We start from the raw sequence: 23,127 nt of genomic DNA, 5'->3' as shown, positions 1-23,127 counted from the left end.
ATTTGTCAACACTCTTATTATTTTTTATTAATCATCATGTATTTTTATACATACAAAACATTGAAAAAACTAAGCCTAAATATTGCCTATGTAAATATTTCCATATTTCTTTATCTTGATAAAGCATAAAATGTTTTGAAATTTCAATCTTTGTTAAATTTATTAACTATTGCTATATCATAGAAAGAGATAGAGTCTGTCTTATAAAATTTTTAGGAAAATATAAATTTTTTATTATAAATTTTATCTCTGAAATTTCTTATAAAATGCTTTTACATAAGAGTATAAAGGCAAAATTAAATTTTATAAGGATCTTTTATTATTCTTGCCCACAAAAAAACAGCCTAAGTTTGTCTTAGACTGTTAAAATATTTTTCTTATTTTCTATTTAGATACATACCCTTAGAGTTAGCTCCTACTAGTCTGAAGTATTTTACTGGTAGGCCTCTGCTATCTCCCATGTATCCTTTTCTAGGTGTTACAGCAACACCGTTTTTGCCGTAAGTCATGTGGATGATTGTATCGTCTTTTGGATTTAGGATAAATCCTGTATGTCCTGCGGCTCCTATAGATCCACCTGGTGTACCTGCTACGAAAATATCTCCGTATTGAAGTTCATTTTCTTTTACTTCATACATTACTTTTCCTTTTGCACCCATTTGGAAAAGAGTTTCTGTATTTCCAACCCATGTTCCCTTATTTAAGAAACCACCATGGATTAGTGATCTATAAACTGCTGATGAGCAGTCAGCTTGGCTGATGGAGTTTCTTCCAGCACCCATATTATATGTCATTTTTTTATCTCTTGCGTTAAACATCCATTCCATTACCTTATCAATACTTTTCTCTCCTGGAATGTTGTTATCTTCTTTTGTTGCCACACCGTTTGCATCAACTGTGTAAACTACACCTTTTTGAGTAATAGTTTGGTTTGGTGTAAGTCCATTTTTTGTGAAATAATAATAATTTCCATCAATTTTCCAAACACCTTCTTTTACATAACCAGCCCCATTTGTGTGGTATTTTTTGCCATTTAGATTTACCCATGAGTTTTTAACAACTGTTGCTAGACCTTTGGCATTTGATTTGTAATATTTTCCAGCATAAATAGATGCTTTATTTAGGTTAAGTTTTCCGCTACCATCAAATACGTAAAGATTGTTGTTGATAGTTTGAGCACCTTTTACGATTTTTCCATTGTTATCTGATCTATATGTATTTCCAGCGATAGTAAACCATTTGTTTTTCTTATTTGTAGCTACACCATTTCTGTCAACTTCATAGTATCTTTCAGATGTAACTAGTTTTTTATTTGTTGTAAGTGTTCCCTTATTATCAAAATAGTATGATTTGTCGCCAATTTTAGCAATACCTTTTAAAAGTTTGCCGTTATTGTCATTGTAGTATTTGTTTTTGTTGATTGTAACCCAGCTATTTCTAGGCGCAGTCAAAGAACCATCATTAGCAAGTTCGTAATAAGATTGACCTGTTACAATTTTTTTGTTTCTTTGAAGTTGTCCTTCTTTGTTAAAGTAGTATTTTTTATCTTTGATTTGGGCAATACCTTTTGTTAGCTTACCCTCTTCATTCATGTAATAGATATTATTGCCAATACGTCCCCAAAGAGTTTTTGGGTTTGTAGCTTTACCTTCTTTGTCGATTTCGTAAAATTTATCTTTTACTATTACATTTGTGCCTTTTACTAGCTTATTATCTTCGTAATATTTTGTAGAATCTCCATCATGAACAAAATATCCTGTTCCCTTTGGAGCATAGTAGTTTTTTTGGTCAAGATTTGATTCTTCTTCGTCTGGGTTTGCTTGTTCTTGTTCTTGTTCTTTTTCTTTTTCTTGATTTTGAGTATCTTCTGCTTGTGCTTGACTTTGTTCTTTTTGAGCGTTTTGATCGTTTTGATCGTTTTGTTTTTCTTCTTTTACTTCAGTATTAGATGTGTTAGTTATATCTTGAGATTTTTCTTCGTTGTACTCAGTATTTAGTGCTTCATCTAAGTTTGAATCATCATAGTAGATAACTTCTTTTACATCTGCACTAGATGGGGTTTGTACTGGAGCTTCTTGTTCTACATTCTCTTCTTCATTTTTTTCAACGCTAAAATCAGCTTCTGTAATTTTAGAATCTGTATCTTGTAAGTCTGTAGTATTTTCTTGTGGTGTAAGGCTTTGGGATTGATCGATAGATTCATCAGTAGTTAAAGCTTGATTGTCGTAGTTGATAGTTTCGTTTGAATTAATTTCAGGATTTTCGTTTGTTGCTTCTAAATTTACGTCTGTTTCGGTTTCGTAATTATCTAAATTAGTCGACTTGCTCGGTTCAACATTTAGGTCATACCCCTCATCAGCATATGATTTATCGGCTGTGCTAACAGCAGTGGATACAAATAATGTTGAGGCAAGTAACAATGTTTTGTTTAATTTTTTCATTATTCTTCCTCACTCTATATTACAATATTATTACAATTTCTATTGCTATTTTTAATCACTGACCTTATTATAAACTATTTTTTCAGCAATTGCAACAAAAAGGTTACAAATTTTGTAATATTTTTAAGATTTTTCAGGATAAAAAGTTAAAAATTAGTTACAATTGTCCCTACATCTACTAAAATATAGCTATATCTGGTAAAATATAGATTGATTAGGAGGCCCTTATGAAAAATAAAAAACTTATAATTGCACTTGGACTTGTCCTTACACTTACAGCTTGTAAACAAAATGCAAGCAAAGAAAATGCAGTTTCAGAAGAAACTATCTCCCAAGCCCTAGATGGACCTGTGGAAAATCAAGACATAGCTGGCGAAGATAAAGCAGAAAATGAAAACAAAGAAGAAAAACAAACAACAGAAGAAAACTCAAATGACGCCACAGATTTAAACAAATGGCGCGATATGATTATAAATGTCGGAGAATTCTCATCAACTCTTGTAAAAAATCTAACCGATGAACAATTACAAGAACTAATCGATCAGGCAAATGAACTAAGCGAAGAAACAGGATATTGGGATGCCAAAGACTTCCTTTTCCAAGAACTTGCAAAAATGTATCCAGAATTATCAAACAAATTCCCATTAGACTCCATAGAAAATAGATACAATCAACAAGCCGCAGAAAAAGGCGATTATAAAGGAATGTTTGATCACGAAAGACAATTAATGATTGATATGGGATACCCATCATATGATGTATGGGCAGTAGATGACAAAACAGTCCAAGACGCATTTCATAAAGCCTATGAAGATGACATAGACCTATATTACGATGATTATATAGAAAATGCAGCAAAAATATTATTTGGCGAAGATGAAGAAGAAAGCCAAGAGCAAACACAGGACAGCAAAGATAATCAAGAAACAGAAAAAACAACAAACAAAAATAAAATCAGAAAATACGGATCAAACCAAACAGACTACGATGCAATCAAAACATCATTAGTCCAATACTATGAATTTAGCCCATCAAGTGTCAATCAAATGACAAATAAAGATATAGACATAGCCTACACAAGAGCAATGGCAAGACTAGAAGAAACAGGCACAGGAGATATAGGACTAATATTTGAAGAACTAGGAAAAATGTATCCAGGCTCAAGCAAAATGTATCCAGGAACAGAAACAGAAGAAAACTAGGAAAAAACCATAATCCTCTCTATATATAAATAGAGGGGATATTTTTATGGGTTAAATTAAAAAATAGTTGTAATAAAATACTCTTTATATGACGATAAAAAAAGATATCTCCATACCAAATCCAATAATCCTTCCAGATAAAATAAAAATCCAATAAATAATACAAATATAAAGGTATAGTAAAAACCAAAGCTAAATAAAGATTAAAAATTAAAATAAAAAGGATTTTTGAAATTCCAAACTTTCCCTCTTAGAACGGATAATGTGAAGCAATTCCTACTAAAACACCCCACACAGGGACCGTTTAGGGGAAAACAAGCTCGTTCGGTTAGTGGAGTGACTTCCAAAATCAAAATAGTAATTAAGCTACTGCACAAATTTAATTACTAAAATCTTTTAAACTAATGATTAAAGATTTGTTTCGGTAATCAAATGAATTATTAATTTAATTTATCACTCCGAATTCCAGGGAGCAGGGCCGTAGGGGCAGTTAGCCCGTCCGGCTTATAAAGGACAGGCCCCTTTGGACCACGAAAACTTGCTTTCTAAAAGCTTTTAATGCTATCGCATTTAGTTTTCGGCATAAAAGCCCAAAATCAATGGGCTTTTATGTCCCCGGACCCCCGACCCATTTCACCCCCTCTGCTCCTGCGGAGAGCAATGATCAGTAGAAGTTCGCTCCGCGAATTCTTTTTTATTATTTTGTAGGCTTTTTAAAAAAGCCTATATTTTCCTCTACAAACGGATATCGCAAAGCGATTCCTACCAAAAAACGCACCCCGCGCAGGGGCCGTTTAGGGGTGAAGTTTGCGGGGTGGCTTGGAGGGTGCTTTGGAGGGGGTATCGGAACCCCCTTAAAGCGGCCCTCCAATAAACGAAGTAATAAAGTAAATTATTAAATAACATTTAATTACCAAACAGAAATTGATTACCAAAATAAAATTTTAATCGATAAATATTTAGCAAAATATTTAAACCAAGGAGACCTATGACAGTGATTGTATTAGCAGGCATGATAGGAGCTGGCAAGTCCACAGTATCAGCAAAACTTGCCCAAGAATTAGGCACAGACCTTATGATAGAGCCAGTAGATGAAAATCCCATCCTACCCCTCTATTACGACAATAAAGAAAAATACGCATTTTTGCTTCAAATATATTTTTTAAACGAAAGATTCAAATTAATAAAACAAGCTCTAAAAAATAATAAAAACGTCCTAGACCGCAGCATCTACGAAGATGAATTATTTACCAGGATAAATCTAATGGAGAATAATATCACCCAGGTAGAATACGATGTTTACAAAGACCTTTTAGACAATATGCTAGAAGAAATCGAAGACATGCCCAAAAAAGCCCCAGACTTGCTGGTTTATCTAGATATAACATTTGAAAAGTTTTTATCAAATCTAGCCAAACGCGGCCGTAGTTTTGAGCAAATAGATGAAAATACAGAAAAAGGCAAAAAAGACCTAGCCTACTTTAAGATCCTCCACACAGAATATGCCAAATGGTACGAAGAGTACAACTATTCCCCAAAAATCAAAATCGATATGAACAAATACGATGTAAACAAAAAAGAAGATTGGGATGAGGTTTTCAAATTAATAATGGATGCCTTTGATGAGAGTGTTACAAAAGAACTAGTATAGTAAATAAAGTTCAAAACTTATTTATTTGATTTTTACTAACTGCGCTTATTTCTTCTTTCAAGTCACTTAAAAAAAATAAAACCCAAAAGTTGTAGCTTTTGGGTTTTATTTTACAGTCCTTGGCCTGACTTATAGGCTTGGTCGACAGATTTTTTAAGTTCTGCCTCATCATAGAGCCTTCTTTCATAAAATGTCTGGCTAAAGGTAACTAGCTTCTCTTTGCCTGCGAATTTTATATTATCATAGATTGGAAATGATATACCATCTATGCTATCCATAAATGGAATTTGCTTATCTAGTAATGTTTGCTCCAAGTCCTTATAATTTTTTTCGTTTATTTCTATGTCTTTATTTTTTACAGAGAATGGAATGTCTGGCAAAAATCCTATAGAATTTACCATATATCCCATATCTGGATTTGTTATCCAATCAGCAGGTGGATTTGAATTTTGATCTTGATGCTTAAACTCTACCAAACAATTTTTATCCCCAGCCTTTAAGACATTGTAGGCTAGGTATCTAACATTATTTATATCTATAGAGTCAGCAAAATCTGTAAAATTTTCTTCACTAATAGGTTCAAATTCTCCACCCAATTTTTCCTTAAGTTCGCCCAGGGTCATTGGAAAAGTTAGTTCGTTGCCGTCGATTTCAAAGCTTCCTTCTTCTCTTTTTTGGTCTTTATCAATATAAACTTGGGTTAAAATCTGTTGGCTAAAGGGATTAGTATCAGGAATCTTGCCAATGCTAAAGTGGCTAAGCTTACCATCATCTCCAAAGTTTAGCTCAAAAGAAGTTTTACCTGCAGCAAATTCTAAATGGCTGCCAAATTCACTAGGTGCAGTGATTTCTGCTCCATCAATTAGTTTTTTGCGTGCTGATTCAATTTTATCATCCATATCAATATCATATGGCAATTTTATATCAACATTATCAAGTGGGTCGATTATAGTAGATATGCCATCACCGCTAGTACCAATACTTATAACTTTGCCAGCTGGAGTTTTATAATCGGATACATCCCCTACTATTCCAGTACTTGCTATTTTTTCTAGTTTAAAGGTATTTTCTAGCTCATCCATACTACTAGGAGCTGGTCCAGAATTATCTTCTATTGTTATATCATCCTTGATTTCACTTATTTTCGCCTCGTATTGGCTGGCAATTTTTTCATTTTTAGCAAGTCTATCCAAATCTCCGGTCTGTATGCTAGGAAGGCCCATAGATTTTGGGTCAAAGTTACTTTGATTTTGGAAATTTTCCATCATTTTTTCTGGATTTTCGAAATCTTCAAGGCTCATGCCAGTATTTTCTAATTCTTTTTCAAAAGCAGCACGTTCTTCCTCAGTCATATTTGCCATCATATCTTCTAGGGCTCTTTTATTTTCAGCCAGTGCTTTTTCTGCCTCTTGCTGGTATTCTTTTAATTGCTGATCATTCATCTGGCTAGGGTCAAAATTATTTTCAATCTGACTAGTATTTGCAGTCTGCTTGTCATTGTCAGTATTTTTTGCTGGTTGATTAGAACATGCCACCATAAAAATCAACAAAGCAAGCAATAAAACTTTCCCTTTCATAATGTCCTCCCAAATATATTTGTTAGCATATTACCCCAAAATATTTGGAAAAAAACAGGAAGATCACATATTATTACTTTGTGATAAATCATTGAAGAATTTCATAAGTGATTCTATACTTTTCACTTAATTATCCTATGACTGTCAAGTGATATACTTTTATTAATCTAATCAAACAGAGATTGATTTAAGATAATTAAGTAAATCATTTTTTGATAAGGGTTCTGTATGACCTAAAATGCAAGTTTTACAATCTATCTTTTCAATAGTATCTATCAATGAATTTAATTTATCTATATCCATATAGTTGTTATTAAAGAAATCTTCACTTGTAGAATCTCCTAAAAACAAGATTTTTTCTTCATGAATATAAACTAAAACTGTATCTTCAGAATGAGGTGCTTGTGTGTGGAAGATTTCTGCTCTAAGACCTCCAAGATTAATTACAAGTTCATCTTCAAATTCAATATCAGATAAAGTGACAATAATATCCTTATTATTTGCATATTCTCTAGCAAGATAAATATTCTCTTTTTTTAAATTATCTAAATAAGAAGAATCTCTAAGTCTATTCTTTTCTTCTTTTAAAAATTCATTGGTTTTCTTATGGGCAATTGATAATCCATTAATATTGTGCATGCCAAAAGTATGATCCCAGTGCCAATGAGTAATCACTGTCAAGTCAGGTTTTTTTAAAGATTCTGATTCTAAAGCTTTATAAAAGTCATCCACATGGTCAGCAGAATTTCCTGCATCTATGGCAAGGGAAAATTCGTCTCCTTTTATATAAGTTAGAAGCGGTCTATCTGTATTAGGTTCATGTGGTAGATAAAATATTCTATTGTTAAATTTTATTAGTCCCATTTTCTATTCCAACTTTCTGCTAGTAAATCTTTAAATAACACTTATATTTATTATAGCATAGGTGAAAAGTCTCTCAATGCTAGTTTTAGGACTATAAGTAGGTATAATATATCCTAAATAAGGAGGCTCATGATGAAGATAGATACAAAAACTATGGTTTCTATTACAGAAGCAAACCAAAATTTTTCTAAAGTTGCTAGATTAGTAGATGAGATGGGATCTGCTGTTATTATGAAAAATAATGCTCCAAAGTATGTCTTAATAGAATATGAGGAAAATGATGATTTAGCTACCGATGATTTGAGTGAAGCTGATGATGAATTATTAAAAGAAATTTCTGATATGTTACTTAAGAAAAATGCAAAAGCTTATAAGAAGTTAGCTGAATGATTAGACTAAATAAAAGACAAATATTATGTTTGCATTCCCAACAAATTAATTTATTTGGAGGAAGTGATGGAGTCAGGGATGAAAATTTATTGGATTTATCTATAAATTCTGCCTATCAAACTTTTGATGGTAAATACTTGTATGACAATTCAATAAAGCAATCTGTTCATTTAGGATTTTCTTTAATTATGAACCACCCATTTTTAGATGGTAATAAAAGAATAGGGGCTCATGCTATGCTTACAAGTCTTTTTTTAAACGGATTTGAAATAGATTATAGGCAAGATGAGCTAATAGATGTAATAATGGGCATTGCAAGTTCTAATTTGACTGAAAATGACTTATTAGAATGGGTAGAAGATCATATAAAAAAATCAGACCTCAATTGATCTGAACCCCAAAATCCGGAATATGGATTGAGGGGTTTTTTTCATGCCAAAATATACAAAAGAATTTAAAATTAAATTAGTTCTGGAGTACTTATCAGGTCAAATAGGTGGACGACCTGAAGTAGCAAATAAATACAATATACCTGATAGCACTCTAGAAAATTGGATTAACAAATATAACTCAGGAGGCTTTGGTAACTTAGCTAAAAAACAAACTAAGAATAAATTCACTAGTGAATTTAAACTATCTGTAATACAATATAGACAAATCAATAATATCTCATACAGGCAAACCGCAGAGCACTTTGATATCACTAATGGATCAGTAATATGTAACCGGGAGAAAGCATATCGAGAACGTGGTTTATCTGGATTAGAAGATAACAGAGGAAGGCCTAAGAAAGATATGTCTAAATCAGAAAAGAAATCAAAGAACGAAAAAACAATAGTTGAGTCTGAAAGAGAAGAACTAATAAGACTTAGAGAAGAAAATAAATATCTAAAGATGCAAATACTATTCGAAAAAAAGTTTCAAGCCTTGCTACTAGAAGAGGAAGCAGAAGCAAGGAAAAAACAAAGATAATACTTCATCTTCTTAAAGAACATCCTGAAACAAAAGCAAGTGAATGGATAAAAGTAGCTAAGCTTGCTAAATCTTCATACTATGAGTGGAAAATTAAATTAGAAAATCCAGAAGACAAAGATAAAGAAATCAGAGAAGAAATTAAATTAGTAGTTAAAAAAACTAAAGGTAGGTATGGCTACAGAAGAGTAAGTACAGTTCTAAGAAACAAAGGCTTAATAGTAAATCATAAAAGAGTTCTTAGAATCATGAAACAAGAAGGACTCTTATGCACTAAATTTAAAACTAGGTCAAGAAAATACTCATCATACAAGGGTCAAGTAGGTAAAATAGCTTCTAACGTAGTTAATCGTAACTTTAAAGCCAGTAGACCTAATAGGCTATGGTTAACAGATATAACTGAATTTAGAATTAAAGGTCATGAAGATAGACTCTACCTATCACCAATACTAGATGCATACAACAGCGAGATAATTAGCTATACACTAAGTCATCACCCAACAATTAAACTGACCAACTCAATGTTAGACAAAGCAATAAAAGGTATTAGTTCTAAAGACAATTTAGCAATACACTCAGACCAAGGATTCCATTACCAACATAGTTCATGGTCTAGTAAACTAAGAAAACTAAATATAATACAAAGTATGTCAAGAAAAGGGAATTGTCTAGACAATTCTCCGATGGAAAACTTCTTTGGTATACTAAAACAAGAAATGTACTATGGTGTAGAATTTACAAGTTATGATCAATTAAGAAAAGAAATAGAATTATATATCAAATGGTACAACGAAGACAGAATAAAGACAAAATTAAACGGAATGTCACCTGTTGATTACAGATTACATTCCGCTTAAAATATTATTAAGTTATTCCGTGTTTATGGGTTCAGCTCACAATTGAGATCTGATTTTTTTTATTCATTTTCCTAAAACATACCCATTTTATCTTGTGAGCCATCGATTATAATGTTTTTAACTTGTGTGTATGCATCTAGGGCAAGTTTGTCTGTTTCACGGCCGATACCTGATTCTTTGTAGCCACCGAATGATGATCCTGCTGGGAATTGGTTGTAGGTATTTACCCAAACTCTTCCTGTTCTTACTCCATTTGCTACTTTCATGATTCTATAGATATCATTTGAGTAAATACCGCCTGCTAGACCATATCTAGAGTCATTTGCTTTTTTGATTACATCTTCTTCGTCTTTGAATTTTTCTACTACTACTACTGGTCCAAAAATTTCTTCTTGTACTGCATCATTATCTTCTGGCACGTTTGCAAGAATTGTTGGTGCAAAGAAGGCTCCTTTATCTAAGCCATTTTCTGTTAATGGTTGCCCCCCTGTTAGGACTTCACCACCTGCTGCTTTTGCTTTTTCGATAAATTCTTCTAATACTTCAAATCTTTGCTTATCTCTTAAAGCTCCCATTTGTGTTTCTGGGTCTAGTGGATCTCCTACTTTTACATTTTCAAAGGCTTTTACTAGTTTTTCTACAAATTCATCATAGATTGTTTCTTGAACAAATAATCTAGATCCTGCTGAGCAAACTTCTCCTTGGTTAAATAGGATACCTAATTGTGCTCCCTCAATTGCCTTATCCATATCGCAATCATCAAAGATTACGTGAGCTGATTTACCACCTAGCTCAAGGGTAACTGGGATTAGGGCTTCAGCTGCTGATACTGCTATGTGACGACCTACTGCTGTTGATCCTGTAAATGCAAGTTTGTCAAAGCCTGGGTGGTGTTGTAGGTATTCTCCTGTTACTGATCCTTTTCCTGTTACTAGGTTTATAACTCCTTTTGGCAATACATCTTCGATTATTCTCATTAATTCTAAGATAGAAAGTGATGTATGGCTTGATGGAGAAATTACTACTGTGTTTCCTCCTGCTATAGCTGGTGCTAGTTTCCAAGCTGCCATTAGTAGAGGGAAGTTCCAAGGAATCATTTGTCCAACAACTCCGTATGGCTCACGTTTTCTAACTGAGATAAATCTTCCGTCTAATTTACTAATTTCATCTTCATCAGCTCTTAGTACTGCTGCGAAATATTTAAAGTGATCAGAAACTAGAGGGATATCTCCATTTAGTGTTTCACGGATTGGTTTACCATTATCCATTGATTCTAGTTTTGCAAGATATTCTGTATTTTCATCAATTTTTGCTGCAATATCTAAAAGTAATTGTACTCTTTGTTCTTTGCTCCAAGAACCGTATTCTCCCTCAAAGGCTGCTCTTGCAGCATCTACTGCCTTGTCTACATCAGCATCATTTGCTGCTGCAAACTCACCAAGTTTTTCTCCTGTTGATGGACTGATGATGTCTATATATTGGCCGCTTTCTGGCTTAATCCATTCGCCATTTATAAATAGCTCATATCTTTCTAGTCTTTCCATATTTCCTCCTATATATATTTGGTCTTTTAGCTCTGATATTCATTATCAATTTTACCCCTAAAAAACATTTAATAAACGATAGTTAAATATTTGATAAGAAAATGAACATAAAAAAATCCACAGCTAGGCTATGGATTTTTAAAATTATTTTAAAAGGATGTTTTTATTAATATTTTAGGGCTTCCATTGTTTGGATTAGACCGTTTACATTCATTTTTGATGGACGAGTGTATCCTAACTCTTCTTTTGCTCTATCAATTGCTTCTGCAACTTCTCTTCTGCTATCGCCACGTCTTTTTGCTTTTTTAAGGTCAGCTAAAAGTGCTTTTAATTGGTCAATTTCGTATGGCATAGCTTTTTCATCTTCATTGCTTAAGGCTACTGCTACTGCTTGGTCTAATCTATCTGATAGTTGATAAATCTCTAAAACTGTAGCTTGTGGACGTAGTCTGCCATTTGTGATTTCTGCTACTTCTTTGTCTAATTCTTTGATAATATAAGTAGGTTTGTTTTTTAATTCATTGTATTTCATGAATCTTGCTTTGTGTAATTTAACATCTAAATCAGCTCTTACATACATGTTCGCTGTATCATTTAGGCCCATTTCTGGGTATGATAAAAGTTTTGCTTTTAACACTTCAAATTTTGCCATATAAGCTTTCATATCGTCTACTGTGTGGAATGGTGAAGCTGCTATTACTAGTCCTTCAAATACGTATTCCGCGATTTCTGCGTGAGCATCATCAACTTTGTATCTTAGTTGAGTTGTTGCAAATCTTATTGCCCTACCAACTCTACCTAAAACTAAAAGTCTTTGTGGGATAGATGATAAATCGTATACATCTGCTACTCCAAAGCCTTGGGCAGATTTGTCGATGTTTTCTTCAATTTCTAGGGAAGATTTGTTAAATTCATCTATCATTTCTTGGTCTTGATCATCTGTGATATCTATTGAGTTAACCTCATCTCTCATAGATCTGATTTGTTGTTTGTAAACTTCTGCCTCATCCATGCTTAGGCTGGTTGTTTCTTCTGGTGTGTCAACTTCAATACTTGTTGCAAAAGTTGGGGCTACATGTCCAAATGTTAATGTTACAGCTAAAACTGAAGCGAAAATTTTGTTAAGTTTCATTTATTTCTCCTTTAATTAAATGTTATTTCGATTTCTTGGCTAATATCTTTTATACTTACTGTGGCTAATGCTTGTTCTTGCCAGGTTGGTATATCAAATCCTGTGTATTTTTGAACTGCTTTACCATGTTTTAAGTAAATTCTCTTGCTTATAGTTTTGTCTCCATAAGAAAGTTTAATATCACATGGACCATTATAAGCTTTATCATTTTCTGTAGCCTCTACTCCAATAGTAAATACTCCTGCATTTCTTGGTGAAATTTCTACATTTGTGATAGCATAAGTTTTTTCTACTGGCTTGTCAGCTACATTTACTTTTATAGTTTTTTTGATACCGTTTGCGCTTGTTACACTTACTTCAGTATTACCAGGATTTAGGGCTGTTATATTTCCATTTTCATCGATACTTGCAATTTCTGGATTAGCTACTTGGTAAGTAAGACTTTTATCTACAGCTCTTTCTGGGAATACTAAAATTTTTTGGCCTAGTGGATAAGTTTCGTCTAATTTCATTTCTACAGATTTAACAGAAAAAGTTATATCTTTTACTTCATCGGAAACATTTTGAACTGGATTAGCTGGTGTAACTGGATTTGCTTTTTCACCTAGATATTGATCATTTGCTCCAGTTGGTTCTAGCATTGGTAGACTAGATGATTCGCCTGGATTTAGGATTTGTAGTTCAAAATCTTTGGTAATTCCATTATCTAAAGCCATAACAGTGATTATTACATTACCAGTTTTTAGAGGAATGATTTCATTTCCAATAACGCGAGCTACATATGGATTTGATGAGTAAATTAAGAAATCTTTATTTTTTACTTCTACTGGAAGTATTACAGGTCTAATTTTGGTTTTATTGTCTATATTGATAGCCCCAGCTTCACCTTCCATAAATTCGATTTTTTCTGCTCTTATTTTTGGACCAGCTACTTTTTCTATAGCGGCGATTAGTTTTTCTTCCTCAGCATCAAGCTCTCCACAAGTAACTGTGATTCTCCACCATAGGCTTGCTGCTTTTGAGATTTCTTTATCTAATACTTTTGCTTGGAACTTTCTACCAGTTCTGTTTGCTTCATTTCTTACTTTACGAGCCTCTCTTATTGTCCTATGATAAGCAGCCTTTTTGTAAATGGTTGCTATATCTTCTGGTGATAGGTCTGGATAAGCTAAGAGTTCTTGCTCTAGAGCCTCAAATCTATCGATATAATCCATAATTTGGCCTTCATTTGCAAATGGGTTTGCAGCGTATAAGATACCTGTTAAAATATATTCGGTTAATTTTGTATGTGCTGCTACAACCTTATTTGATAACTCAGTACTACCAAATCTTATGGCTCTACCTATCCTTATTAAAAGTTGGACTCTAACTGGAATTGTTGTTAGATCATAAATGCTACCACCAGCTACTCCTTTTTGTTGGGATAAGGACCCATTTTGTACACTTTGTTCGTAATCATCTATTTCTAGACTTACTGTTCTTACTGCCTCATCAAATTGTTTTAAGCATTCTTCATACTTTTCATCGGCAGCTTCTACTCCTTCAACTGACTTTTGTGCCTTGGTTAGTTCTCCTCTAACTTCTGCAATTTCTAGTTTTTGTTGGTCAGCGCTGACGTTTTCATCTATTTCGATATCTGGTTTTTTTTCTTTTATCAATGTATCTTCATTGACTTCAAGACCACTAGCATATGCAATAGAGTTTACGCCAGGAGCTACAGCCAAACTTGCCATCAAAATTGCAAGACTTAGGGCAAGTCTTTTGGTTCTTTTCATATTTCCCCCTTTAAATTTATTTATATTTAGTTTTACTAAATACCACAATCATTATTTGCTCATACCATAGGACACACTTGTTTCTGTGTTAATAACCTTTAGGGTAGTCGCAAAATCTTTTTTCCAGACTCCGAAATCTCCTCCAGAATATCTGATACTAGCTTGACCATCTATGAAATTAACTGTATTTATTCTTGTTGTCCCTTCAGAAGTAGTTTCTACGATACCCATACCAGTGTAAGGATTGCCATCTTCAAAGGCTTCAAAGGAAAGGGTAAAATATCCATTTTCTCTTTTGCCTACTTTTATGTCGCCTAGGTCATATTGTTTTGGATTTAGGTCTTTTACTTGGCTTGGATATTTTCTGATAAAGGCTTCTGACTTACTGTCTTTGGAAAATTCGTAGGCTATGCTATCTTCTATATCACGGAGTTTAAGATCAGTTTCAAAGTTTGTTCTCCAAACAGCAAATTCTCCGCCGTTATAGGTAATACTTGCTTCACCATTTTTAAAGTAAATGGTTGATTTTTTTTCAACTATGCCATTCTCTTCATTGCCTGCTCTAGTTGTAAGAGTTGCTGGCCCATTGTAGCCTGCTCCATTTTGGCTTGCTTTTAGATTTATAGTGAAATATCCACTTTCTCTTTGAGATACATCAAAGTTATCTAGCTCTACTGGATAATTTTCAAAATTTGGTAGGACTCTTATGTCGATAGATTTTTTTATATCGTTGGTTGTTTTTACCGTTAAAGTTGTTTTTCCTGCAGCATGGGCAGTCACGATTCCGTTTTCGTCTATACTTGCTACTTCAGGATTTTTTGACTCAAAGGTAAATTCTCTTTTGGCTGTATCTGGATATACACTTATTTTTTCATCTAAGTTTAAAGTCTCTCCCTCTTTTAAACTTGCTTGAGGAATTTTTATGGCTATATTTCTAATTGCAAATGGATCTTCATATGGTTTTGGAGGGTCTGGGAATTTTTCTCCTTCATCAGTTTCTCCATTTTCATATAATTCATTGTCCCCTACTACTGGTATTTCCTTTGATTTTTCATAACGCAAATCTGCTGGGATTATATCAAGGCTAAATCTTGTCCTTAAAATGCCTCGTGAAACCCTTGTTTCTACTAAAATATTAGCTGTTCCAGTTTTTTTAGGGGTGATAATTCCATCAGAACTTACATCCACAATATCAGTATCTAGGGTGTAGATTTTAATAGCTACATCTTTTATATCTGCTGGCTCTATTACTGGAGTTAGTTTTCCTTTTTTATTTATTCTTAAGTGTCCACCAGCCCCTTCAGCTACAGAAATATTTTTTACTTCTTTAACTGGTTCTGGTAGGTTTGGATCTTCTGGCATTTCATCGTCAGATAAAACTTCGCCTGTTGTAGTAATTGCCTTTAAGCAGACATTGGCTCCCTTTAATTCACTTGATAAATCAGACCATTTTTTACCATCACTTGATACAAAAGATTGGCCAGGTTCAGAATCTGCCTTAGATGAGAAATTATTTATTTTTGCTTCAACTGCTAGAGGATATCTGTAATTTGCCTTTGATGAGTCCAGGTAAGCCATAACTGCAAATTGTTCGCCCTCTTCTAAATCTATATGTGAAATATCAATTGTATAATATCCTGGGTATTGCAATGTACCTGAAGCTACTTCTATTTTTTCAGTGTCTAATTGGCTGGTTTTTTCTATATTTCTTACAACATATAGTTTGTAGTCGGTAAACATACTTACATTGAAAATCCCTATTTCATGGAGGGTTTCTTTGCCCTCAGCCTTAAAGATGTTTGTCATATAACCTTGCTTGTTATAACCTACAGATCTGGTTGCTCCAAGTGGGTCGTATTGGTAGATGCGGCCATTTGGATCTTTTTTCTTAGGTATAAAGCATGCATTTGATTTACCTGCGTAAACATCTTCATAGGATACATAGTAATATCCATTTTCCATGTAAGAAGATCCCCAAGAGTTTTTACAAATCCATGCCCCATCTGCCTTTGGTTTTATAGAAAATAATTCTTTTGGGAAAGTATCATCCCAACCAACTATGGTAACAGCATGGTCATCTGTTCCCCCACCTGGGTTATAGTAGGATTTGTTTTGTGCATTTTCATAATATTTGGAACTATTTATAGTTGTATAAACACCACCATATTTCATAACAGCTTGTTTAATATCTGTTGTATCTACAAAGTTATAAACATCTGGCAAATACAAAACTTTATCAATATCTAAAACCCTATCTACATCTGTTGGTGAAACAGATATTACAGGATCATACATATCATCTCTTTCATCGACAGGGCCTGACCATCTTGCCATGTAGGCTGCGGCAATATCTCTATTTCCACCATCATTTGGACCCCAATCAAAGCCGTGGGTATTTCTAAGGTGTTTTTCAGAAAAATCAAATTTACCGTATTTACTTAAAACTGATTCCATAGACCCGTATGTTGCAAAGGCCCAGCAGGACCCATTTTTACCTTGATTTTTAACAGGAGATACTCTGTTATAGTCTCTTAGGTCATATTGCTTAGGTAAATTTTGAGATTTTGATCTAGTTCTAGTTTTTATATAATCAAAATTGATATCTAAGGGCGATACCTTATTTCCAGATTTTTGTGCTGACTTAAAGTCTTTTGACAAAGGACTTATTTCTAAGTTTTGATTTTCATTAGCTGAGTCTTCATAAATATCTGTAGGGTCTGGAGCTATTTCTAATTGAGGAATTAGCTCTGCTTGTTGAGTTTCTTCGGCTGATGAGATATTTGTATCATTTTGCTCGCTAGCTAAAGCTAAATCTCCCGGAAAAATCATAGACCCGGTTATAATTAGGGCTAATAAATTTTTTATGTGTTTTTTTTTCAAATCTTCCTTCTTTCAATTAACTGTTAGGGGCTGCTAGGAGACACAGCCCACTCGTATTATTTACTTACTTTAAAGGTGTATTCCTCGTTTATGGACTTGTAGGAATCTCTACTTACACTTACTTTTAGTTTATAATCGCCTTCATTTAGCACTGATCCAGTAAAAGTTAATTTTCCTGTATAGGTTGTGGTAGCTGAACTCCTGCTTAAAACTTTTCCATTACTATCTTCTAGGCTAAAGTTAACTTTGGCATATCTTAGGTTTAAATTTTTCTCATCCTTGATATGGGCCGTAAAAGTTGGCCTAGTGCGTGCCTTGTAATTATCTTTTAAATCTATAATTTCAAGACTAAGTGGCCTATTATTTGGATCTATAAAGTCAAGATCAAATTTAGCATCAACTTTGCCAGATGATTCATCCATGGCTTTTACTTCTACTGTATAAAGACCTGGCTTCATTGTAGAATCTGGTTGTATATACATGCTGGCATTACCCTTATAATCGGTGATTTTTTCTATACCATAGACAAAATCATTTGGCCCAGTCACCCTTATATCAAGTTTTTGATTGCTCATTAAGCGGTAATCGGCATCTTTTAATGTAAATCTTATACTTGCCCTATCGCCATAGTAGTAAACTTGCCTATCAGGTGTATAGGATAGCTTTAGGCTATTGTCTTTTTCCTTAACTACAAAGCTAGTTTCTTCGCTTGTTTTGTAATTACCATTGCTAGCGCTAACTTTTACCTTGTACTCCCCTGCTGGTGCCTTGGTATCTGGTGAATAATTGTAGGTGGTAATACCGTTATATTTAGTCGTTCCAGAATTTTTATGAACTATCCCATCTGGTGTAGTAATTTCTACATCGACCCTAATATTGCCAATAGGTTCTTTATTTAAGCTTGTTATGATTTTTATAGGAATTCTCTCACCTATTTCGTATTCTTCCTTTTTAAGGATAAGTCTTAAGGCAAAATCACCCTTATCATTTTTAACATCTTCATCTGTAATTTCTACATCATAGGAACTAGTAAAATCTTCAAAGCTATCGCCCGTAACCCTTACATTTAGCTTATAGATTCCAGGGTCTTTTATATGATCTGTTGCTAGGTCTACCTTAAAATTACCATTTTGGTCTGTGTAGGCTTCTTTGCTAGATCCACCTGCAAGATCTACCTTTACCAAGGCATTTTTGAGATTTCTTTGGTATTTATCTCGTACATTCACTGTTAGTGGCAGATTTTGAGTAAGTTTTATATTTTCTTTGGGTAAACTTACATTTACATTGAAAATATTGCCTGGAATATTGTCTGCCTTGGTTACTTTTACATTGACACTTGCACTGACTCCTGACCCATCTGTTGCTGAAACGGTAATGGTAGCTGTTCCTTCTCTTAATGCTCTTACTTCACCATCTGGACTTACACTTACTATATAGCTATTAGATGAAGCGTAGGTTAAGTTTTTATTTGTAGCATCCTTTGGTAAGACATTGGATTTGATGTATTCTTTGCCTCCGATAGTAAGATTTATATAATCTTGACTAAGGTTTATATTTTGGACTTTTTTATCATTATTTATCGGTTTTTCATCTATATAAGATGATCCGCTTGCTTTTGTAAATGCCTTTACACAAACATTTGTGTTATACATTTGATTAGTAATATCTGACCAGTTGTAACCATCATAGGAAATATAAGATTGGCCGCTTGATGCAGTTGCCCTTGAAGAATAACCCCAAATTGGTTTTTCTACTGGGATTGGATAAGGATAGCCTGGAGTTGTAAATTTAATTATCGGCGCAAAATATGCTCCTCTTGGGATTTGCTGAGGTCTAAATTTTATGGTTTGATAGCCTGCAAAGTCTAAAGTTCCACTAGCAACTTTTACTCTATTATTAAAACCACTATTGCCCCCAATATTTGTATTTACATATACTTCATAGGATACATTGTTAGTTGGTACAAAAACTCCAACTTCTGAAATTTCAAGATTTTGATTGGCTGGGCCAAAAACATTTGAAAACCAACCAATATTTCCTCGTCCAATATTTGAAGTCATTCCCAGATAATCGTGGTACCAAATAGATTTATTGGCTTCTTTATTTTTTAGAACAAAGATACAATTATTTTTTCCTATATGGGCATCATAATAGGATACATAATAATATCCACCTTGGCTTCCCCAGTAAGTTCCCCAGGAGTTTTTAACTATCCAAGCTCCATTGCCTGGCGCTCCCCATTTAAAATTTGATGCGCTATAATTATCATCCCAACCTACTATAGTGACAGCATGATTAGCCCAGCCATCTCCTGGATTGTAATGACCCATGGTGTACATATTTGTATAATATTCGCTACCATTGACACTAGTATAGGCAGCACCATAATCCATTATTGCTTCTTTTAGAACTCTTTGGTCATTTATGTTTCTTACATCTGGTATGTACATTGCCTTTTCAAGTTCTTTTGCTGGTCTTAGGCCGTTTGGTGAATAAAAATCGTAGGGATGATATGGCTCATCTCTTTCAGTTATAGGACCAGACCATCTGGATAAATAAGCTGCTGATATTTGACAAGTCCCTCCATCTTTTGGACCCCAATCATAGCCGTGGGTATTTCTTAAATTTTTCTCAGAAAAATCTGTATTCTCGCGTGGTAATAAAACTGATTCGGCTGATCCATAAGAGGCAAAGGCCCAGCAAGAGCCATTTGGTCCTTGGTCTCTCATAGGAGTTACTCTTCCTTCATTACGTAAGTCGTAATAAGCTGGAATAAACGAAGCCTTTTGCCTATTTGGTAGCTGATTATTTAAAGATTCGTAATCAGTATAGATTTTTAAAGGGTCTACATTTAAACCAAATTTTTCTGCTTCTTCTTTAGTTTCTTGCCTGTTAAATTCTGGATTAATTGGTGCTTGGTCAATTTCTAAATCATCTACAAGCTGGTCCTCATCTAGGGCGAAACCGCTAGGAGAGATTTCAAGATTGCTCTGCTCACTACCAGCATCATTTTTAATAGCGAAGGCAGTAGGGCCTAAATTTACAGTCACTAGGCTAATGGCTAGGGCAAAGGATAAGATGTATTTTTTAAAATTTTTCATAGATTCCTCATCATTAGGTATATAAAAGCCTATTTATTAGAAATAATGATATAAAAATAATTTTGAAGTAAGGAGACAAATTCCTAGTAAAATAGTCTGGTATTTTCCCAAAAAGAGATAAAGACCAAAGTCTTTATCTATATAATGGCTAATTTTGTTATAAAGTTAATAAATTGAAATAGGTTCGATTTGAGAACCTGAGTTGCAAGCTGTGATTAATTCATGTGTTGGAGCCTTGCTATAAATTGAAATAGGCTCAATTTGTGGTTTGCTTGCAAAAACATCTAAATTAGCTTGGTTTGGAAATCTTACCTTTGAAAAAACAGCAATACCAAAAACTAATATGGTACAAATTTTTCTTATATTTTTTCTTTTCATATTTAACTTCCTTTCAACTACATTATATAAAAGATCCATATAAAAGTAACCCCACAGTTTTGTGGGGTTACTTTTTCTGCTAGGATACTACTTACACTTTGATTAATAATTATTTTCAATTCTGGTTTTTTTAGTAAATCACATAGGATGAGGGATTTTTCTATGTCTTCTTTGTAGGATTTTTTATTAAACTTAAACTTGCTGATACCTAGTAAATAGTAAATTAAAATTATTCTCTTATAGTTATTTGTCTTAGAGCTTAGATCTATTGCCTTTTGGCAAGTTTCTATGGCTTCATTGTAAGATTTTTGCATATAATTATACTTTGCAAGGTTATATAGGATATCTATGTAGTTATTATCATTGACATCGACATTTTCTAATAGGTAGGTTAAAATTGCCCTAGAATTTTCCTTAGCATTGCTGTAATAATAATATTCTGATAATTTTATTAAGATACGTTTTTCTATATCACAATATGTATTATTAATGTCTTCATTAAGAGACTTGCCATTAATTTCTAGGGCCTTTAATAGACAATCTCTAAATTTTAAGTAATCTTTATTGATATCTTTTTCGTAGATGCCTTGATAATAGAGGATATATTGCATGAGTTTTGTTTGATAGGATGCTGAGGTAAAGTCTTTTAAGCTTTCAAGCCTTTCGATATTAGTATGTAAATTGCTTAAGGATAAGTTTTCTAAATCATTGTCTATAGCCTTTATTTGTTCATTGATTAGATGCCAAGAAGACCCACAATCATCCATTAGGATGATTTCAAAATCTATACCTAAAACTTCTAGAATTTGCAAAAAATTATCCATCCTTGGGTTATTATGGTTATTTTCTATCCTACGCAAGCTCTCCTCAGATATGCCCACCATATTAGCCAAATCTTTTTGAGAAATATTCCTATTTTTTCTTATCCTTCTTATTTCGCTGCCTATGAAGCTGTAGTCATAAGACATGGGTCCTCCTCCTAATTTTTACAATCTAATGTCTTATATTATCCTTCTTACAATATTTAAATTATTTCACTAATAATATATCAAACTTTTTGATAAATTGTAATCCTTCGTTAATTTTTTACAATTTAAATCGTTATTTTTTAATTATTAAATATAGAGATAATATTTACCTAGGTTTAAATTTGTTTCACGTGAAACAATTTCCTTAAAAACCAGTCTAATATATTTTTAAACAAACAAAAACCACACCGTAGTATGGTGTGGTCTTACATATTTTCCATTTTTTCTAATTCTAGTGTGAATTTTTGGAGTATTTTCTTTTCTATCCTTGATACAGTCATTTGGCTGATATCTAAAGTTTCTGCAATATCTATTTGGGTGCGTCCCTCATAGTATCTTAATTGCAAAATATCTTTTTCTAAATCATTTAATCTCGCAGTTGATTTTTCTATCAAATCTGTTAGCTCTACTGAATCAAAGTTTCTATCTTCTTCGCCTATCATATCAGCAAGGTCGATAGAGTTTTCTCCTTTTTGTACTTGATATTTCATATCAAGACTTTGTGGAGAATACACCTTACTTGCTTCCATAGTCTCAAGTATTGTCTCTTCATCTTCTCCCAAATAATCTGCAATGTCTTTTACAGTTGGAGTTCTTTGAAGTTCTTGAGGTAGGGTTTTTTTGGCGTTATTTATTTTTTTATAAAGGTTTTGGATACGTCTTGGGACTCTTATAACCCAACCCTTATCTCTAAAGTAACGTTTTAGCTCTCCCATAATTGTTGGAGTTGCAAAGGAAGAAAATTCATAACCCTTTGATGGGTCAAATCTATCTACCGCATAGATAAGGCCAAGGCTTGCTACTTGATAGAGATCTTCTTTTTCTATACCCTTTCCTACGTATTTGTTTGAAAGGATATCTACTATATACATATGCTCTTCGATTAGTTCATCGCGCAGTTTTTTATCGCGAGTTTTAGCATACTCTTCAAATTTGCTTTTGATTTCTTCTTTGTATTCTTGATCATTTTTATCTGGCTGATTTTTATCTGTCATTATTACTTAGCCCTTTGTATGATTTTAATTTCTCCATCGTTTATATAAACTTCATCTGCTAGTTCTTTTAAAATCAAATCACGCATTTTTAGTGCACGTTCATCTAGAGATTTATCATTGCCTAGGACACGGATTTCAAGATTTTTTTCTGCTGGAATAAATTCGATTGTTACATCCGTATCTGATAGTTTGTAGTTTATTGCCTCACTTACAACTACTCTTAGGTCTTCTACTTCTTCAATATTAAAACCTAGGTCACTTGCAAGAGATGCTGTAAATAGTCTGATTGATTTTATATAAAGTTTTTTTGGGGGAATTGTTATGCTGATTTTCTCCATTT

At 33.3% G+C, this 23,127-nt stretch carries 18 protein-coding genes; 6 read left to right on the top strand and 12 right to left on the bottom strand.

Translation table 11 applies throughout. The annotated features are described in order from the left end of the window. Positions 1 to 377: 377 nt before the first annotated feature. Positions 378 to 2,441: a peptidoglycan amidohydrolase family protein gene (locus ACKRLN_RS07710; RefSeq protein ID WP_416334776.1), complete on the bottom strand. Its 2,064-nt coding sequence runs from the start codon at positions 2,439 to 2,441 to the stop codon at positions 378 to 380. Between the two features lie 227 nt (positions 2,442 to 2,668). Between ACKRLN_RS07710 and ACKRLN_RS07705 the strand changes: the two genes are divergently transcribed. After that, positions 2,669 to 3,643, top strand: coding sequence for a hypothetical protein (locus ACKRLN_RS07705; RefSeq protein WP_416334775.1), 975 nt, complete (start codon positions 2,669 to 2,671; stop codon positions 3,641 to 3,643). A 988-nt stretch (positions 3,644 to 4,631) separates the two neighbouring features. Further along, a complete protein-coding gene (locus tag ACKRLN_RS07700; protein ID WP_416334774.1) occupies positions 4,632 to 5,294 on the top strand; it encodes a deoxynucleoside kinase in 663 nt (220 codons plus the stop codon). Positions 5,295 to 5,404: 110 nt separating this feature from the next. Here ACKRLN_RS07700 and ACKRLN_RS07695 read toward each other — a convergent pair whose 3' ends face one another. Both ACKRLN_RS07695 and ACKRLN_RS07690 read right to left on the bottom strand, forming a co-directional pair. Continuing rightward, a complete protein-coding gene (locus ACKRLN_RS07695; RefSeq protein ID WP_416334773.1) occupies positions 5,405 to 6,871 on the bottom strand; it encodes a hypothetical protein in 1,467 nt (488 codons plus the stop codon). Between the two features lie 171 nt (positions 6,872 to 7,042). Beyond that, complete coding sequence (locus ACKRLN_RS07690; protein WP_416334772.1) at positions 7,043 to 7,735, bottom strand: MBL fold metallo-hydrolase; 693 nt, start codon at positions 7,733 to 7,735, stop codon at positions 7,043 to 7,045. 132 nt (positions 7,736 to 7,867) lie between these two features. Between ACKRLN_RS07690 and ACKRLN_RS07685 the strand changes: the two genes are divergently transcribed. The 4 genes from ACKRLN_RS07685 to ACKRLN_RS07670 are packed head-to-tail and all read left to right on the top strand — an operon-like array spanning position 7,868 to position 9,954. After that, positions 7,868 to 8,125, top strand: a complete 258-nt coding sequence (locus tag ACKRLN_RS07685) for a type II toxin-antitoxin system Phd/YefM family antitoxin (protein ID WP_203127148.1) — start codon at positions 7,868 to 7,870, stop codon at positions 8,123 to 8,125. After that, positions 8,122 to 8,514, top strand: a complete 393-nt coding sequence (locus tag ACKRLN_RS07680) for a type II toxin-antitoxin system death-on-curing family toxin (RefSeq protein WP_295884233.1) — start codon at positions 8,122 to 8,124, stop codon at positions 8,512 to 8,514. Before ACKRLN_RS07685 ends, ACKRLN_RS07680 begins: the two co-directional genes overlap by 4 nt. A 43-nt stretch (positions 8,515 to 8,557) precedes the next feature. Beyond that, positions 8,558 to 9,097 carry a helix-turn-helix domain-containing protein gene (locus ACKRLN_RS07675; protein ID WP_416334771.1) on the top strand — a complete coding sequence of 180 codons (540 nt, stop codon included), beginning with the start codon at positions 8,558 to 8,560 and terminating at the stop codon, positions 9,095 to 9,097. Continuing rightward, positions 9,010 to 9,954 carry an IS3 family transposase gene (locus tag ACKRLN_RS07670; protein ID WP_416335390.1) on the top strand — a complete coding sequence of 315 codons (945 nt, stop codon included), beginning with the start codon at positions 9,010 to 9,012 and terminating at the stop codon, positions 9,952 to 9,954. Before ACKRLN_RS07675 ends, ACKRLN_RS07670 begins: the two co-directional genes overlap by 88 nt. A gap of 71 nt (positions 9,955 to 10,025) precedes the next feature. Here ACKRLN_RS07670 and ACKRLN_RS07665 read toward each other — a convergent pair whose 3' ends face one another. The 9 genes from ACKRLN_RS07665 to ACKRLN_RS07625 all read right to left on the bottom strand — a co-directional run bounded on the left by ACKRLN_RS07665 (position 10,026) and on the right by ACKRLN_RS07625 (position 23,125). Next, the gene (locus ACKRLN_RS07665; RefSeq protein WP_416334770.1) at positions 10,026 to 11,498 is read right to left on the bottom strand and encodes an aldehyde dehydrogenase family protein; all 1,473 of its coding nucleotides are present in this window, start codon (positions 11,496 to 11,498) and stop codon (positions 10,026 to 10,028) included. A gap of 166 nt (positions 11,499 to 11,664) precedes the next feature. Next, complete coding sequence (locus tag ACKRLN_RS07660) at positions 11,665 to 12,630, bottom strand: CAMP factor family pore-forming toxin (RefSeq protein WP_295884225.1); 966 nt, start codon at positions 12,628 to 12,630, stop codon at positions 11,665 to 11,667. An 11-nt stretch (positions 12,631 to 12,641) separates the two neighbouring features. Beyond that, positions 12,642 to 14,405, bottom strand: a complete 1,764-nt coding sequence (locus ACKRLN_RS07655; RefSeq protein WP_416334769.1) for a CAMP factor family pore-forming toxin — start codon at positions 14,403 to 14,405, stop codon at positions 12,642 to 12,644. 51 nt (positions 14,406 to 14,456) lie between these two features. Then, positions 14,457 to 17,234, bottom strand: a complete 2,778-nt coding sequence (locus ACKRLN_RS07650) for a lectin like domain-containing protein (protein ID WP_416334768.1) — start codon at positions 17,232 to 17,234, stop codon at positions 14,457 to 14,459. Between the two features lie 107 nt (positions 17,235 to 17,341). Continuing rightward, a complete protein-coding gene (locus tag ACKRLN_RS07645) occupies positions 17,342 to 20,386 on the bottom strand; it encodes a lectin like domain-containing protein (RefSeq protein ID WP_416334767.1) in 3,045 nt (1,014 codons plus the stop codon). A gap of 165 nt (positions 20,387 to 20,551) precedes the next feature. Then, positions 20,552 to 20,764 carry a hypothetical protein gene (locus ACKRLN_RS07640; RefSeq protein ID WP_295884214.1) on the bottom strand — a complete coding sequence of 71 codons (213 nt, stop codon included), beginning with the start codon at positions 20,762 to 20,764 and terminating at the stop codon, positions 20,552 to 20,554. A gap of 17 nt (positions 20,765 to 20,781) precedes the next feature. Further along, positions 20,782 to 21,732 carry a helix-turn-helix domain-containing protein gene (locus ACKRLN_RS07635; protein WP_416334766.1) on the bottom strand — a complete coding sequence of 317 codons (951 nt, stop codon included), beginning with the start codon at positions 21,730 to 21,732 and terminating at the stop codon, positions 20,782 to 20,784. Positions 21,733 to 21,998: 266 nt separating this feature from the next. Further along, complete coding sequence (locus ACKRLN_RS07630; RefSeq protein WP_416334765.1) at positions 21,999 to 22,787, bottom strand: SigB/SigF/SigG family RNA polymerase sigma factor; 789 nt, start codon at positions 22,785 to 22,787, stop codon at positions 21,999 to 22,001. A gap of 2 nt (positions 22,788 to 22,789) precedes the next feature. Then, complete coding sequence (locus ACKRLN_RS07625; protein WP_295884205.1) at positions 22,790 to 23,125, bottom strand: anti-sigma regulatory factor; 336 nt, start codon at positions 23,123 to 23,125, stop codon at positions 22,790 to 22,792. Positions 23,126 to 23,127 lie beyond the last annotated feature (2 nt).

Origin of the sequence: Anaerococcus sp. AH8042_DFU013_CI05 (genome assembly GCF_047936775.1) — a bacterium.
Classification (GTDB): Bacteria; Bacillota; Clostridia; order Tissierellales; family Peptoniphilaceae; genus Anaerococcus.
Note: the sequence above shows the minus strand (reverse complement) of the source record. Positions and strands in the feature narration are given on the sequence as shown.

Bases quoted from the DNA above. Each gene is read 5' to 3' on its own strand.
- ACKRLN_RS07700 (WP_416334774.1), top strand. From the start codon at position 4,632: ATGACAGTGATTGTATTAGCAGGCATGATAGGAGCTGGCAAGTCCACA.
- ACKRLN_RS07640 (WP_295884214.1), bottom strand. From the start codon at position 20,764: ATGAAAAGAAAAAATATAAGAAAAATTTGTACCATATTAGTTTTTGGT.
- ACKRLN_RS07635 (WP_416334766.1), bottom strand. From the start codon at position 21,732: ATGTCTTATGACTACAGCTTCATAGGCAGCGAAATAAGAAGGATAAGA.
- ACKRLN_RS07710 (WP_416334776.1), bottom strand. From the start codon at position 2,441: ATGAAAAAATTAAACAAAACATTGTTACTTGCCTCAACATTATTTGTA.
- ACKRLN_RS07655 (WP_416334769.1), bottom strand. From the start codon at position 14,405: ATGAAAAGAACCAAAAGACTTGCCCTAAGTCTTGCAATTTTGATGGCA.
- ACKRLN_RS07675 (WP_416334771.1), top strand. From the start codon at position 8,558: ATGCCAAAATATACAAAAGAATTTAAAATTAAATTAGTTCTGGAGTAC.
- ACKRLN_RS07690 (WP_416334772.1), bottom strand. From the start codon at position 7,735: ATGGGACTAATAAAATTTAACAATAGAATATTTTATCTACCACATGAA.
- ACKRLN_RS07680 (WP_295884233.1), top strand. From the start codon at position 8,122: ATGATTAGACTAAATAAAAGACAAATATTATGTTTGCATTCCCAACAA.
- ACKRLN_RS07695 (WP_416334773.1), bottom strand. From the start codon at position 6,871: ATGAAAGGGAAAGTTTTATTGCTTGCTTTGTTGATTTTTATGGTGGCA.
- ACKRLN_RS07685 (WP_203127148.1), top strand. From the start codon at position 7,868: ATGAAGATAGATACAAAAACTATGGTTTCTATTACAGAAGCAAACCAA.
- ACKRLN_RS07665 (WP_416334770.1), bottom strand. From the start codon at position 11,498: ATGGAAAGACTAGAAAGATATGAGCTATTTATAAATGGCGAATGGATT.
- ACKRLN_RS07630 (WP_416334765.1), bottom strand. From the start codon at position 22,787: ATGACAGATAAAAATCAGCCAGATAAAAATGATCAAGAATACAAAGAA.
- ACKRLN_RS07705 (WP_416334775.1), top strand. From the start codon at position 2,669: ATGAAAAATAAAAAACTTATAATTGCACTTGGACTTGTCCTTACACTT.
- ACKRLN_RS07645 (WP_416334767.1), bottom strand. From the start codon at position 20,386: ATGAAAAATTTTAAAAAATACATCTTATCCTTTGCCCTAGCCATTAGC.
- ACKRLN_RS07625 (WP_295884205.1), bottom strand. From the start codon at position 23,125: ATGGAGAAAATCAGCATAACAATTCCCCCAAAAAAACTTTATATAAAA.
- ACKRLN_RS07650 (WP_416334768.1), bottom strand. From the start codon at position 17,234: ATGATTTTTCCGGGAGATTTAGCTTTAGCTAGCGAGCAAAATGATACA.
- ACKRLN_RS07660 (WP_295884225.1), bottom strand. From the start codon at position 12,630: ATGAAACTTAACAAAATTTTCGCTTCAGTTTTAGCTGTAACATTAACA.